The sequence below is a fragment of the Pyramidobacter sp. YE332 genome, assembly GCF_033060595.1.
GTDB lineage: Bacteria > Synergistota > Synergistia > Synergistales > Dethiosulfovibrionaceae > Pyramidobacter.
This window is the reverse complement of record NZ_CP133038.1, coordinates 1,574,819-1,589,746: the sequence shown is the minus strand read 5'-3', so window position 1 is coordinate 1,589,746 and position 14,928 is coordinate 1,574,819. Positions and strand designations below refer to the sequence as shown.

Below are 14,928 nucleotides of genomic sequence, written 5' to 3'. Positions count from 1 at the left end.
GATTTTCGGTTGTCTGTACCGTAAGGAGGAATGAGACATGCCCGCTGCTATTCGCGTCGCCGTCACGGGCAGCCGCGGCAAAAGCGGCGTCGTCCGCCTGATCCACGCGGCGCTGCGCGGCTGCGGCCGGCGCGCTTACGGCCGCATCACCGGCGTCGTGCCGCGCGAACTGGGCCCCGATTCCGAGCGTCCGATCCTGCGCCCCGGCGGCGCCAACATCTCCGAGATGAAATGGTGGCTGCGCTCGCTTCCCGCCGACGCCGAAGCCGTCGTTTTGGAAAACAGCGCCGTCTCACCGGAACTGCAGGGCCTGTGCGCCCTGTGGCTGAAACCCGCCGTCACCGTGCTCACCAACATCCGCCCCGACCACGAAGCCTTTTGGGGGCCGGGCGAGCTCGACGTGCTGCGGGCGCTGTCGCGCGCCCTGCCGCGCGGCGGGGTCGTCGCGGTCCCGGCGGAGCTGGCGGAAAATCCCGCCATGCGGCTTCTTGCGGAGGAAAAAAATCTTGCCGTCCTGCCGGCGCAAAAAATCCCCGGCCTGCCGCCGCATCTCAGCGCCAACATGGGGCTGGCGCTGGTGGCGTGCCGCTTCTGCGGCCTCTACGAAGGGCGCTGTCTCGAGTCCATGAAGCGCCTGCCGCCCGATCTCGCGGATTTCCGCGTGCTCGGCGTCGGCGGGGGAGAACTGGCTTTCGCGTTTTCGGCCAACGACGTCGTCACGACCGAAGAGCTGTTCCGCTCCACGGGCTGGCGCCGGGAAGATACGGGCGTCCTCTTCAACCACCGTTCCGACCGCGTCGACCGCTTCCGCTGCTTCGAGGGCTGGATGCGCGCACATCCCTGGCGCGAAGTGCTGATCATCGGCGACCGGCCGCCGCGCGCGCGGCTGCGCTGCGATTTCTGGCGCGGCGGCGACGTGAACGCGCTGGCCCGCCGTCTCGACGGCGCGCGCTGGCTGGGCTGCGGCAACACGGTCTACGGCCTGCCGCTGGTCCTCAAACTGACCTGCGAAGAAGGAGGGCTTCGGCTGTGAACGATCTCGGCATCCTCACCATCGGCATCGGCATCGCCGTCTCCATGATCTGCGACTGGCGCACCGGATACGGCAGCGGCGGGCTCGTTTCCGCGGGAACGATCGCGCTGACGCTGTACAGCCCGCTCCGCGTCGGCGTCAGCCTGCTCGCCGCGCTGCTGATCTGGCCGCCGCTCGATTTCGCCGTCAGGCGCTGGGGCCTGCACGGCCGCGCCCGCGTCGGCTGGGCCATGCTGATGGCTCTGGCGCTCCGCCTGGCCGCGGGGAACTTCGTGCAGCCGCTGCCGTGGCTGGGCTGGGTCATCCCCGGCCTGATCGCCGCCGACATGCAGCGCCAGGGCGTCGTGGAGACGCTTTCGGCGCTGACGGCCGTCTCCGTGCTGACGGCCTTCGCGTCGCAATGGCTGTTCCGGTTGGGGGGCGCGCTGTCATGAAGCTGGCCGGACTTGAAGAGTACAAAAAGCGCCAGCGCGCCGCCGTGCGTCGGAACCGGCTGCTCCTGCTGGCGCTGGCCGCCGTTTCGGCCGCGCTCTGGTTCTGGGCCGGCGGCGGCCTGTCGGCCCGGGAGCGCACGCTGATGAGCTCCGTGCACGAGGCGCAAAAATTTCTCTACGATCTGCGCGTGCGCGGCGGCAGCGGATTCGAAAGAAGCGACGACCCGTACCGGACCGGTTTCATCGGTCTGGAATGGAGCCCCCTCAGCACGACGCTCGGCGCCCTTCCCGCCAAGCGCACGGCCTGCGACCCGCGCTGGTCGGTGGTGGTGCGCCGCTGGATGGAATCGCTGGGCGTGCAGCCCGGCGACTGCGTGGCCGTCTATTCGTCCTCGTCGTTCCCGGGCATGGCCTTCAACGTTTTGAAGGCGCTGGAGTCGCTCGGCGCGCAGCCGCTGCTCGTGGTCTCCCTGGGCTCCTCGACCTGGGGCGCCAACGATCCCGATTTCCCGTGGCCGGCGCTCGAAAAGGAACTGCGTTCGGCCGGCTTCCTGCGCACGCAGGCGCACGCCTACACGCCCGGCGGCGGCCGCGACCTCGGCGGCGGCATCCCGGAGGAAGCAATGGCAGTCCTGCGGCGTGCGGCGGCGGAGAATCATGTGCCGCTGATCGTCAAAAATTCCCTCGAAGAAGTGATCCAGTGGAAAATGGATCTGCTCGCGCGGCACCACGCGAAGGCGCTCGTCAGCATCGGCGGTTCGGAGAGCAACCTCGGCCCCGGCAACGACATTCTGCGCCTGCGCCCCGGGCTGCACCGTTCCGGCCGCGCCGGCAGCGGCGTGATCGGCCGGGCTTTGCAGGCCGGTTATCCGGTCGTGCACCTGCTGAACATCAAGGGCCTCGCCGCCGCCACCGGCGTGCCCTTCGACGCGCCGCCCGGCGCGGTTTTTCACGGCGCGCGCAGCCTCTGGGCTTCGCTGGCCTGCCTCGCGGCGTTCGTCGCCGTCATGGCGTTTTACAAAAGATGGAGTTTTTAAAAGGGAACGGCGAGATCGGGAAAACTTTTCCCGCCCTCGCCGTTTTTTTATGCCGAGCCGCCGCGCGGCTTCACGGAGACTTCGCCGGACTGCAGATATTCTTCGGCGCCGTCCTCGTAGCGCACGTGCAGCCGGAACTCGCCGTCGATGTCCAGCGCGCGCGCCGGACGGCGCTCCGCCCCGCTGACGACGTCAACGTCCTTGCCCGACAGGAACGAGCGCTCCCGGTAACCTTGCAGGAACGCTTTTTCGCCCAGATTTTCGTAGGAACGCCAGAAGCGTTCAATGATCTCCGCAACGATCCGATTGCGCAGGACGGGATCGTAATCCGCCTCGCCGAAGACGCTGGTCACGATCGGTTCCAGCTCGTCGGGAAAGCCGCCCGCCGGCGGGCGCATGTTGACGCCGATGCCGAGCACCGCGTAGGCGAGGCGGTTCGTCTCCATGTCGAACGCCGCTTCGGTGAGGATGCCGCACGCCTTTTTGCCGCGCAGATAGACGTCGTTGACCCATTTGATCTGCGCGCGCCGTCCCGTAACGTGTTCGATGGCTTCCGCCACGGCCACCGCGGCGGCCGTCGTGACGTACAGCGACTGCGAGGCGCCGCACGACGGCCGCAGCAGCAGGCTCATGTAGACGCCGCTGCCGGCGGGGGAGTAAAAGCGGCGCTCCATGCGCCCCCTGCCGGCCGTCTGTTCCGCGGCGACGAGGATCTTCCCCTCCGGCGCGCCGCCTTCGGCCATCGTCTTGAGCACCGTGTTGGTGCTGGTCACGGTCTTGCGGACTTCAACGTCCCAGCAGGCCGCCCGGCGCGAAAAATATTTTTCGACCGCCTGCGGCGACAGCAGGTCGGGCGTTTCGTTGAGGCGATAGCCGCGCCGCGTCACGGCGTCGATGGAGCAGCCCTCGTCCTGCAGCGACTTCACCGCCCGCCAGACCGCGTTGCGGCTCAGCGAAAGCCGGCGGGCCAGAGCCTCGCCCGACACGTAGCGCCCCTGTGAAAGTTCGAGGGTTTTCAGCACTTCTTCTTTCGTCGTCATGATTCCCTCCCGTCGCAGCGCGCCGGCCGCGCCGACGCGCCGATATGCGTGCCGTTTCTCGTTTCCAGTATAAACCGAAGGCGGGGCAAAAGCCAGCGATGTTCTTCGCCCGCCGCCCCGCACGTGAAGAATTTGCCGCCCGCCGAAAAAGGGGAAAAAACAAAATGAATCCGCTGAGGATACATTGAAGAAGGCGCCGGACGTTTTCAAAATGGGAACGTCCGGCGCCTTCTTTTTTACGTTCTGAAAGTTCCGGCGGACATCTGGCATCATGCCGGATCGCGCAAGCCTGCGGGGCCGGGAGCAGAAAATGGAACAAAACGGGCTATGTAAACAATAAGACATCTTTACGCGGGGGGGGTGATGATATGATACCCTTAATTGTTAATTACAATTTGAATATACGCGAGTTATCAGTTTGCATTCGACGAACCCGTGAACGACGGATCCTCTTCTTCGAAGAGATTTGAAACAATCTCAACGGGCCGCGTCGAGAAAGTCCTGAGGACGCGGCGGAAAAATTTGCGACGGGAGGGGATCCATGCGAACGAAACCTTGCGGGAAAAACTGCCGAAGAACTTCGTTCTTCGGCTTATTTTATGATATTGCCTAAGGAGAGTGCACGTATGAACAAGATTTACAAGGTCATCTGGAGCAGGGTCAGGCGCTGCTATGTGGTCGTTTCGGAACTGGTCAGGCGCAACCACAAGAACAGCGGCGGCTGCAGCAGCGTGTCCCTGACGGGAGTGCTGTGCGCGGCGGCCGTCGCCGGCGCGGTTTGGGCGTCGCCGCTGCCGGCAGGCGCCCACGATAACGTGAACGGCACCGGCCCCGGCGTCACCATCGGCACCGGCAGTACGACGCATAGAGCCACCGACGTCGCCGTCGGCAGCAACGCGTCGGCCACCGCGCCGACCACGGGCGAGACGGACTCGGGCACCACGGCGACGGGCGTCCATGCCAAGGCGCTGGGGAAAAATTCGACGGCCTTTGGCTACAAGGCGCAGGCTTCTATTATCTATTCCGGAGCGGGCACGCAGGGGGCTATAGGCTCCACGGCCATAGGCGCGTTCTCCGTGGGCGGGGCCAATTATGCAACTGCCCTGGGGCAGGGTGCAAACGTGCAGTGGGGCGGCGACTACAGCGTCGCGTTGGGGCAGGCTTCCGTCGTCAACCGCAAGACCAACGACATCCAGGCGGGGTACCTTGCCCCGTCCGGCGCTATCGGCAGCGCGAATGAGTATATTTGGAAAGCGAATCGGGGCGTAGTATCTATCGGTTACCTCGCCGACGGTGTACATAATACCCGCCAGATCATGGGCCTGGCCGCCGGCACCGAAGACACCGACGCGGTCAACGTGGCGCAGCTGAAGGCGGCGTACACCCATTATTACAGCGTGAATTCCTCCGAACAGGGACGCGGCAGCAACTATGCCAACGACGGCGCCACAGGAACGAATTCTCTGGCGGCGGGGCCGAATGCCGCCGCTAACGGCGCGGGCGACGTGGCCGTGGGCTACGGCGCGCAAACGGACCCGGCGGCGCAGGGCAACAATATTGCCATCGGCACCTCCGGAAAGGTGACCCGTGGGGCCGACAGCGTCGCCATCGGCCATGGGGCCGAGGCCAATTCGGCCAACGGCGGCATGATCGCCTTGGGCAAAAACGCGGTCGTCGCCGCTTCCGCCCACGCAAACGCCATCGCCGTCGGCACCGGCAGTTCCGTGGCCGGGGACGGGCTGGCCCTCGGGCCTTCGGCGTCCGTGACCGCGTCTTCCACCACGGACGGCAGCGGCATCGCTATCGGTAAATCGGCCAAGGTGGACGCCAAAGAGGGCGGCATCGCCATCGGCAAAGGCGCAACCGCAACCAATACTTCCGGCAATCAGGGGGCTCCGATCGCCATCGGCATGAATTCCAACGTGACCGGCATCCAGAGCATGGCCATCGGCTACGGGGCGAAAACCGAAGGCAATCAGCAGAAAGCGGTCGCCATCGGCGCCGAAGCGAAAACGACGGGAAGCAGCCGATATGCTACTGTAGTCGGCGCGGAGGCCAATGCCAGCATGGAAAGAGCCTCTGCGCTGGGGTATCAGGCTTCGGTAACGGCCCAGGGCGGCGTGGCCTTGGGCGCGGGGAGCGTTGCGGATCGTACTCAGCATGTCAGCGCCGCGACCAACCCCTACATCCCTTCCACCGCGGGCACCGCGCAGCAGAACGCCGTCAACGCCACCAAGGCCACGGACGGCGCGGTCAGCGTGGGCGCAAAGGGCAGCACGAGCAATCCCGCTGCCCGGCGGCAGATCATCAACGTGGCCGCCGGCTCCGAAGACACTGACGCGGTGAACGTGGCGCAGCTGAAGGCGGCCATCACGGCGGCCGGTCCCGCGATCCACGATTACAGCGTCAATTCCGTGGACGCGGCGTTCGATAGCAACTACAACAACGGCGGCGCGACCGGCGCCGACGCCATGGCGGCGGGCGTGAACGCCGCGGCGCAGGGAAAGAGTGCTGCGGCCGTGGGCAAAGAAGCCAAGGCGATCGGCGACAATTCGCTCGCTGTGGGATCGACCGCCCAGGCAAAGACCGCGTTTGATATGGCCATCGGCGGCGGCGCCATTGCCAACGGCGGCCCGGCCAGCATCGGCGACGAGGGCGGTTCCGCGCTGGCCATCGGCTCCAAGGCCAAGGCGGAAGGCACGAACGCGATCAGTATCGGCAACAGCGCCCAGGCCACGCAAAAATCCGCCATTGCCGTGGGAGGCAGCGCGACTGGCGATTCTTCCACGACGCTCGGCTATGTGACAACCGCATCCGGAACAAGCTCCACCGCGGTGGGCTATTATGCCCAGGCGACCGGGAATCAAAGCACGGCAATCGGTACCACGGCTCAGGCAGGAAGCATCGGAGCCGTGGCTATCGGCAATGGAGCGAATGCCGCGGCTTCCGCGGGCGACGTCGCTCTGGGCGCCGGTTCGGAAACGGCGGCGGCAGCGGGGACTGCTTCCTATACGGTCAACGGGCAGACGAAGAACTTTGCGGGAACCAGTCCGTCTTCTACGGTCAGCGTGGGCAAATCCGGCACGGAGCGCACGATCACCAACGTGGCGGCCGGGCGTATCAGCGGCAACTCTACGGACGCCGTCAACGGCAGCCAGCTGTTCGGCGTCATCGAAGAAGTGAACAAAGGAACCAAATACGGCGGAGACACGGGCGCCGTCTTTACCCGCAGACTGGGAGAACAGACCAACGTCAAGGGCGGCAAGAGCACCGGCCTGACCGAAAACAATATCGGCGTGGTTTCCAACGGCACGGACACCTTAACGGTAAAGCTGTCCAAAGATGTGAACCTGGGCAGTACGGGCAGCCTGCAGGCCGGCGGCACCACGATCAACAGCACCGGCATCGCCACCAACCAGATCGTGGCGGGCGGCACGACGATCAACAGCACCACGTTCGACGCGGGCAACAAGCAGATCACCAACGTAGCCAGCGGCGGCAGCGTTACGAACAATGCGGCCACGATCGGCGACGTCAATACCATTGTCGGCAATAAGGCCAAATGGACCATCAAAGACGGAGAGACGCCGGCGGGCGAGAAGGAAATCAACAGCACCACCCCGTTGGTCGTCGAAGGCGACGCTTACGTAAAGACCAAAGTGGACAACTCCGGCCTTCACCTGAGCATGGACGAAACCAAGCTGAACAGCACCATCACCAACAACACGACGGTCAATCAGCACGGCGACGACATCACCGCGCTGAAAGGCGGCTTCACCGTCAGCAACGCCGCGGGTACGAAACAGGACATCACCCTCGGCGGCGCGACGAAGAAAAACATCAAATTCGAAGGCGAAGCCGACAAGATCGACGTGGCCGTAGCGGCCGATGGGACCGACGGCGCGAAAGTGACCGTGACGGCCAACGCCAACCTCGGCCAGAATATCGACATCAGCAACAACAGCACGATCACCAATCTGGATAACCGCGTTACGACGAACACCAGCAACATCACCAACAATACCAGCAACATCACCAAGCTGCAGGGCGGTTTCGACCTGAAAGCCGGAAGCACGACCTCGAACGTCGCCCTGGGCGGCGCGACGCCCCCGACCGTCGAATTCTTGACGGCCGACGACACGATGACCGTCGGTCTCTCCGGGACGAAAGTCACCTACGGCATCGACAAGACCAAGCTCGTGCAGAACATCACCGGCGACGTCATCAACCAGATCAACACCACCACCAGCAACCCGGTGACGAACATCGAAGGCAAGTTCAAGGTGAGCGACGGCACGTCCGCCAATACCAAGACCCTCACCATCAGCAAGAGCGGCGTGCCCGAGATCCAGTTCAAAGGCGAGACGAACAAGATCGCCGTTGAAGTGGCCGGAACCGATTCCGTTCCCGTCGTCACCGTCAAGGCCGACCCGAACCTCGGCCAGAACATCGACATCAGCAACAACACGTCGATCACCAACCTGTCGGCCGGGTTCAACGTGAAAGCAGGAGCGAACACCGGAGCGATCCAGGCCGGCAACACCCTTGAATTCGCCGGCAAGAACTACGTAGAAGCCGAGTACGACAGCACGGCCAAGAAGATGACCATCGGCCTCGACGACGCCACCAAGAACAAGATCGACAACCTCAGCACCACCATCAACAACGCGTCCAAATGGACCATCAAAGACGGAGAGACGCCGGCGGGCGAGAAGGAAATCAACAGCACCACCCCGCTGGTCGTCGAAGGCGACGCTTATGTAAAGACCAAAGTGGACAACTCTGGCCTTCACCTGAGCATGGACGAAAACAAGCTGAACAGCACCATCACCAACAACACGACGGTCAATCAGCACGGCGACGACATCACCGCGCTGAAAGGCGGCTTCACCGTCAGCAACGCCGCGGGTGCGAAACAGGACATCACCCTCGGCGGCGCGACGAAGAAAAACATCAAATTCGAAGGCGAAGCCGACAAGATCGACGTGGCCGTAGCGGCCGACGGGACCGACGGCGCGAAAGTGACCGTGACGGCCAACGCGAATCTGGGGACTCACATCGACATCAGCAGCAATACGACGGTGACGAATCTGATCAATATCGGCCTGAAATTCGACGCGAACGTCGGCGGAGTGCAGACGAACAAACTCGGCAGCACGGTGAAGATCCAGGGCGCCGGAACCGAAGCCGACGACAAGTACTCCGGCGAGAACGTCAAGACCAAGATCGCCCAGGATACTGCCGGCAACACCACCATCGACATCCTGCTGAACAAAGACCTGAAAGCCGCAAGCGTCACCGTCGGCAAAGACGGCAAAGACGGCAAGATCGGAGTGACGGGAGCGAACGGCAAAGACGGCGTGACCATCTGGAGCGAGGGCCCCGAGGGACAGAACGGCGTCGACGGCCACATCGGCCTGAGCGGGAAAGACGGAGCCAGCGCCGACATCCACGTGAAAGACGGAACCCCCGGCCTCGACGGAGCCCCCGGAACGACCCTGACCCGCATCGTGTACGAAGACAAGAACGGCACGACCCACGAAGTCGCCACCCTCGACGACGGTATGAAGTATGGCGCCGACAGCGGCTCCGTGATCAAGAAACATCTGAACGAACAGGTGAATGTGGTCGGCGGAATCGCTGACGCCAGAAAGTTGACCGATGACGACAACATCGGCGTGGTCTCGGATGGAAACAACGACCTGAAGGTTCGTCTGACAAAAGATCTGAAACTGGGCGCGAGCGGCAGCGTGACCATCGGCAGCAGCGTCCTGAACGCCGGCGGCCTGACCATCACCAACACGACGGATCCGACCAAGACCGTGAGCCTGACGGACGCCGGACTGAACAACGGCAACCACCAGATCACCAACGTCGCCAGCGGTGGCACCACAGAAACCAACGCCGCCAACATCAAAGACGTGAAAGACGCGATTGCTAATTCGCAGAGCGGCCTGACGAATATCGGCCTGAAATTCGACGCGAACGTCGGCGGAGTGCAGACGAACAAACTCGGCAGCACGGTGAAGATCCAGGGCGCCGGAACCGAAGCCGACGACAAGTACTCCGGCGAGAACGTCAAGACCAAGATCGCCCAGGACGCTGCCGGCAACACCACCATCGACATCCTGCTGAACAAAGACCTGAAAGCCGAAAGCGTCACCGTCGGCAAAGACGGCAAAGACGGCAAGATCGGAGTGACGGGAGCGAACGGCAAAGACGGCGTGACCATCTGGAGCGAGGGCCCCGAGGGACAGAACGGCGTCGACGGCCACATCGGCCTGAGCGGGAAAGACGGAGCCAGCGCCGACATCCACGTGAAAGACGGAACCCCCGGCCTCGACGGAGCCCCCGGAACGACCCTGACCCGCATCGTGTACGAAGACAAGAACGGCACGACCCACGAAGTCGCCACCCTCGACGACGGTATGAAATACGCCGGCGACGACGGCCAGAGCGACGCGAGCAAAGTCATCGCGAAGAAACTGAACGCCACGCTCGACATCGTCGGCGGCACGGACGCGACCAAACTGACCGACGACAACATCGGCGTGAACAACGTCGGCGGCCAGCTGAAAGTCCAGCTCGCGCAGAACCTGAACCTGGGAAGCTCCGGCAGCGTGACCATCGGCGACACCCTGCTTAACGCCGGCGGCCTGACCATCACCAACACGACGGATCCGACCAAGACCGTGAGCCTGACGGACGCCGGACTGAACAACGGCAACCACCAGATCACCAACGTCGCCAGCGGCGGCACCACCGATACCAACGCCGCCAACATCAAAGACGTGAAAGACGCGATTGCCGCTTCACAGACCACCCTGACGAACGCCGGTCTGAAATTCGCCGGCGACGGCGGGACCCCCGTCGGCAGAAAGCTCGGAGAGACCCTGAAAATCAGCGGCGGAGCGGACGTCACGAAACTTGCGGACGACAATATCGGCGTAATCGCCGATCCCGCCAGCGGCGCACTGAAAGTGAAACTGGCGCGGAACCTCAACCTGACGGCAGCCGGCAGCGTCTCCATCGGCGACGTCACCTTGAACAACGGAGGACTTTCCATCAACGGCGGCCCCTCGATCACCAAGACCAGCGTGAACATGAACGGCCTGCAGATCGCCAACGTGAAAAGCGGTTTGGACGGCGCAGACCTCTCCACCGCCAGCGGCGCTACGCTAAAGAACGCAGCCAACATCGGCGACCTGAAAAACGCGATCGAAAACGCCAGTTCCAATCTGACCGACAAAGGCTTTGCCCTCTCGGCCGACGATAGCGGAATCGTCACCAAGAAACTTGGCCAGGCCGTCCACGTCGCCGGCGACGGCACGAACACCGAGACCAAAGTCGACGGCGGCAAAGTCGTCGTCGCCCTCAAGAACGAACTGAAATTCGACGTGACCGGGACGACAAACAAACTCACCATCAACAAGGACGACAAAGGCACCGTCAACGGCCTGAGCAACACCGCCTGGAACCCCCTGAGCATCACCTCCGGCCAGGCCGCCACCGAAGACCAGCTCAAGGCCGTGGACGACAAGATCGCCGCCATCTCCACCGACACCCTGAAAAGCTGGGACGCCCAGATCGACGGAGTGAAAGTGAAGACCGTCAGCAAGACCGACAACGTCCTCAACTTCAAGAAAGGCAGCAACATCAAACTGAGCGACGACAGCGGCGCCATCAAGATCTCCGTCGTCGACGCGCCGAATTTTGCCGGCAAAGTCACCGCCAAAGGCTTCGACGCCACCGGCCACAAGATCGAGAACGTCAAAGCCGGAGCAGTGAACCAGACCAGCGGCGACGCCATCAACGGAGCGCAGCTGTGGAAGACCTCGAGCAGCATCGCCCAGCACCTCGGCGGCGAGAAATACGGCATTACCGTCCAGAACGACGGCAGCGTCTCCCAGCCGACATACCGAATGCAGGGCGGCAGCTACAACAACGTCGGCGATGCTCTGAGCGCTGTGGACAAACAGTTCACCAACGTCTACAACAACTTCGGCAACGTCTACAACCAGATGGGCGAACTGAGAGGCAGCATCAAGGCCACCGGCGCGCTCGGCTCGGCCTTGAGCGCGCTCAAACCGATGCAGTACGACCCAATCGAGCCGAGCCAGCTCATGGCGGGCTTCGGAGCGTACAAGGGCGAATGGGCGTTCGCGCTCGGCTGGGCACATTACATGAAGGAAGACTTCATGGTTCATGCAGGGGTGTCCATCACTCACCACGGCGAGTCGATGGCGAACGCCGGGCTGACGTGGAAGATCGGCCGCAAGGAAGACAGGGAAGCGATCCCCGAGCGCTATCGCAAGGGGCCGCTCAACAGCGTCTACGTGATGCAGAAGGAGAACGCCGAGCTGCAGGCCGAGGTGGCCTCGCTGAGACGTACGAACTCCCGGCATGAGGAAACCAACGCGCTCCAGAGTCAGGAGATCGTCGAACTGAAGGCGCGCATGGCGGCGCTGGAACGGATGCTGCAGAACGGCTCGAAACGGAGATAACGTAATCGCGATTCAACTTCTTGTATCGGCGGTGCGAAAAGAGGGCGGATGGTTTTCAGTCCGCCCTTTTCTTTCGGTTTTCCGGCGCGATCCGTGGTATGATATGTCACGCCGTGACGCATAGGATCCGAAAACGATTTTTTTATTTATTCGAGGAGGTTTTTCAGTGAAACGTTTGACGAAATCGATGTTTGTCTTTCTGATGCTCGCAGCGCTGGCCGGAACGGCGTTCGCTACGGAGATCGCCGTGGTGGACACGGAAAAGCTCCTGGTCCAGTCCGAACCCGGCAAGCTGGGGCAGGCCCATCTGGAGGAAGTGCAGAAAGTGCTCCAGAAAGGGTACGACGACCTGCGGGCGCTGTACCGCGGCCAGGAGAACGTGCCCGAGGCGCAGAACGCGATCGCGCAGGGGCAGGCGGCGCTGGAACGGCAGATGGAAGTGGAACGCGCGGCAGTGACGTCGGTGCTGCAGTCGGAGCTGATGGCGTCCGTGGAGGCGTGGCGGAAGAAGAACCCGAGGATCCACGCGGTGCTCGCCCGGCAGCTGTTCCTCGACGCGGCGCCCAAGCTCGACGCCACGAGCGCCGTGATGAAGGAAATGAACAAGCGAAAGCCCAAGTTCGCCGAGCTTCCCACGGTGACGGTGAAGAAACCGGAAGTTCCCGCCAAGGCGGAACGGGCCTCCGCGGAAGCGAAATAACGGCCGGTTCCTGATAGAACGGTTTAACGGCAAACGTTCGACGCTGCGGGGAAGTCCAGGCGCACAGGACGACCTCGGAGCGCCTTTGCGTTCGGCCTTTTGATTGAGAAATAGTGCGAGATTCATCAAAAACAGCAAAGAGGCCGTCTCAAAAATCGATTGAGACGGCCTCTTTTTAACGAAAGCGGGCGAACCTGTTTGCGGAAAGGGCGTATTTTCACGCTCTTTCCCGAAGGGGACGCCGCATGGTCTTCAATCTCCGTGGGAGCTCCGCCGCGCGACAGCGGGGGCAGCCGCCGGACCTTTGAAAAAAGCCCTGGGCAATGGTAAAATCGCACCGGTTCCCGGCCGGAAATATCGAATGCGCTCCACCCCTGCCGCGGGGGCTGATAATGCGAGGCGGCGGTCGGTGAGAACCCTGACAGGACGATCGTCCCGGCCTGTCAGAACAGGTCGGGACGTTTGCTGTGCGAAAAAAATGAAAAGTGGGGAACGCAAGTGGAAAAGGTAAAACGATTTTTGCGCCGCAAGGACATCGAAATTTCGGTCAGGCGATATTGCATCGACGCGCTGGGAGCGATGGCGCAGGGACTGTTTTGTTCGCTGCTGATCGGCACCATCGTCAACACGCTGGGCATCCAGTTTCGGATTTCATGCCTGACGGAGCCCATCATCGCCATCAGAGGAACGGTCTACACCGTGGGCGGGCTTGCCTCGGTCATGAGCGGTCCGGCTATGGCCACGGCCATCGGCTACGCCCTGCATTGCCCGCCGCTCGTGCTGTTTTCGCTCGTTTCGGTCGGCTTTTCCGCCAACGCGCTTGGCGGCGCGGGCGGACCGCTGTCCGTCCTGTTTGTGGCGATCGTCGCGGCCGAGCTTGGAAAAGCTGTTTCCAGGGAGACCAAAGTTGACATTCTGGTTACGCCTCTCGTGACGATCGGAGTCGGCGCCGCTTTGTCCGCGTGGTGGGCTCCGGCGCTGGGCGAAGCCGCGATGAAAATCGGCAATATCGTCATGGTCGCGACGACGCTTCAGCCGTTTTGGATGGGGATCGTCGTTTCCGTCGTCGTCGGCCTGGCGCTGACGCTGCCGATCTCGTCGGCGGCGATCTGCGCGGCGTTGGGGCTGACGGGGCTTGCCGGCGGCGCGGCTGTCGCCGGCTGCTGCGCGCAGATGGTGGGCTTCGCCGTCATGTCCTTTCCGGAAAACCGATGGGGCGGCCTGATCTCTCAGGGGCTCGGCACTTCGATGCTGCAAATGGGCAACATCGTGAAAAATCCCCGTATATGGATCGCGCCTGTGGTTACCTCGGCGATCACCGGGCCGCTGGCGACGTGTCTTTTCCGGCTGGAAATGAACGGCGCGCCGGTATCCTCCGGCATGGGCACCTGCGGGCTGGTCGGGCCGATCGGCGTTTATTCGGGCTGGGTCAAAGAGATCTCCGGCGGTGCGCGCGTTTCGGTCGCGGCAACGGACTGGATCGGGCTTCTGCTGGTCGCGTTCGTCCTGCCTGCGGTCATCTGTCCGCTCCTGAATCTGGCTCTGCGGAAGATCGGCTGGGTGAAGCCGGGCGATCTGAAACTGAACTGATCAAAGAACGTTTCGACGGTTCCCGGCGCCGGCAGCTCCCGGTTTACGTGAAGGCGGCCGATGAGGGCGGCCGGAAACGCGCCCCTCTTAAAACGGACGCAGGCGGCGCTCCCCCCTGGGGGAGCGCCGCCTGTCGTTTCATGACGCGGCGAACAGCTGCGGCACGCGGCGGTAGATTTCTTCGAGCGGGCGGCGCGAGGGCATCCCGTGCAAAAGCGGAAGGAATGGTCGCTGCCGTCGATCTCGTAATATTTTTTGTCCGCTACGGCCAGCGCGTCGAAGATCCGGCGGCAGGAATCGCTCGGGAACGTGGCGTCCTCGCCGCCGCGGAAAACGCGCGCCCAGCGGACGTTCACGCCGCGCGCGGCCTGCAGGAGACGGTCGTTTCGTTCAAGGCTGCTCAGGATCGGCAGCTTGAAAATTTCTTTGTTCTCGGGAAAGACCGCGTCGCCGCTGCCGCAGAGGATCAGCCCTTCGATGCCGCTGGGCGCGGCCCCGCCGGTCATGGCGCCGCCGGCGATGAGCAGCGCGCTCAAGCCCCCCAGAGAAAAGCCCCAAAGCGTCAGCGGCAGGCTGGAGTAGAGGGCGCG

7 protein-coding genes are annotated in these 14,928 nt (G+C 63.2%); 6 read left to right on the top strand and 1 reads right to left on the bottom strand.

Going from position 1 to position 14,928, the window contains the following annotated elements:
* The first annotated feature begins 37 nt into the window (after positions 1-37).
* Genes RAH42_RS07490 through pgsW form a run of 3 tightly spaced genes read left to right on the top strand, consistent with a single transcriptional unit; the run spans position 38 to position 2,504 of the window.
* Complete coding sequence (locus RAH42_RS07490) at positions 38-1,033, top strand: Mur ligase family protein (RefSeq protein ID WP_317539169.1); 996 nt, start codon at positions 38-40, stop codon at positions 1,031-1,033.
* A complete protein-coding gene (locus RAH42_RS07485; protein WP_078017093.1) occupies positions 1,030-1,467 on the top strand; it encodes a poly-gamma-glutamate biosynthesis protein PgsC/CapC in 438 nt (145 codons plus the stop codon). Before RAH42_RS07490 ends, RAH42_RS07485 begins: the two co-directional genes overlap by 4 nt.
* A complete protein-coding gene (gene pgsW / locus RAH42_RS07480; protein ID WP_168170125.1) occupies positions 1,464-2,504 on the top strand; it encodes a poly-gamma-glutamate system protein in 1,041 nt (346 codons plus the stop codon). The genes RAH42_RS07485 and pgsW overlap by 4 nt, the downstream gene beginning before the upstream one ends.
* Positions 2,505-2,551: 47 nt before the next feature.
* On the opposite strand, the gene RAH42_RS07475 is transcribed toward pgsW, so the two are convergent.
* Complete coding sequence (locus RAH42_RS07475) at positions 2,552-3,544, bottom strand: biotin--[acetyl-CoA-carboxylase] ligase (RefSeq protein ID WP_078017091.1); 993 nt, start codon at positions 3,542-3,544, stop codon at positions 2,552-2,554.
* Positions 3,545-4,170: 626 nt separating this feature from the next.
* Between RAH42_RS07475 and RAH42_RS07470 the strand changes: the two genes are divergently transcribed.
* The 3 genes from RAH42_RS07470 (at position 4,171) to RAH42_RS07460 (ending at position 14,338) form a co-directional block, all read left to right on the top strand.
* Positions 4,171-12,048 carry an ESPR-type extended signal peptide-containing protein gene (locus tag RAH42_RS07470; RefSeq protein WP_317539168.1) on the top strand — a complete coding sequence of 2,626 codons (7,878 nt, stop codon included), beginning with the start codon at positions 4,171-4,173 and terminating at the stop codon, positions 12,046-12,048.
* A gap of 166 nt (positions 12,049-12,214) precedes the next feature.
* Positions 12,215-12,748 (top strand): hypothetical protein, encoded by a 534-nt coding sequence (locus RAH42_RS07465; RefSeq protein WP_078016793.1) that lies wholly within the window; start codon positions 12,215-12,217, stop codon positions 12,746-12,748.
* 498 nt (positions 12,749-13,246) lie between these two features.
* The gene (locus RAH42_RS07460) at positions 13,247-14,338 is read left to right on the top strand and encodes a PTS sugar transporter subunit IIC (RefSeq protein ID WP_078016792.1); all 1,092 of its coding nucleotides are present in this window, start codon (positions 13,247-13,249) and stop codon (positions 14,336-14,338) included.
* Positions 14,339-14,928 lie beyond the last annotated feature (590 nt).

Coding starts and splice junctions, on each gene's coding strand:
- RAH42_RS07475 (WP_078017091.1), bottom strand. CDS start 3,544: ATGACGACGAAAGAAGAAGTGCTGAAAACCCTCGAACTTTCACAGGGG.
- RAH42_RS07490 (WP_317539169.1), top strand. CDS start 38: ATGCCCGCTGCTATTCGCGTCGCCGTCACGGGCAGCCGCGGCAAAAGC.
- pgsW (WP_168170125.1), top strand. CDS start 1,464: ATGAAGCTGGCCGGACTTGAAGAGTACAAAAAGCGCCAGCGCGCCGCC.
- RAH42_RS07470 (WP_317539168.1), top strand. CDS start 4,171: ATGAACAAGATTTACAAGGTCATCTGGAGCAGGGTCAGGCGCTGCTAT.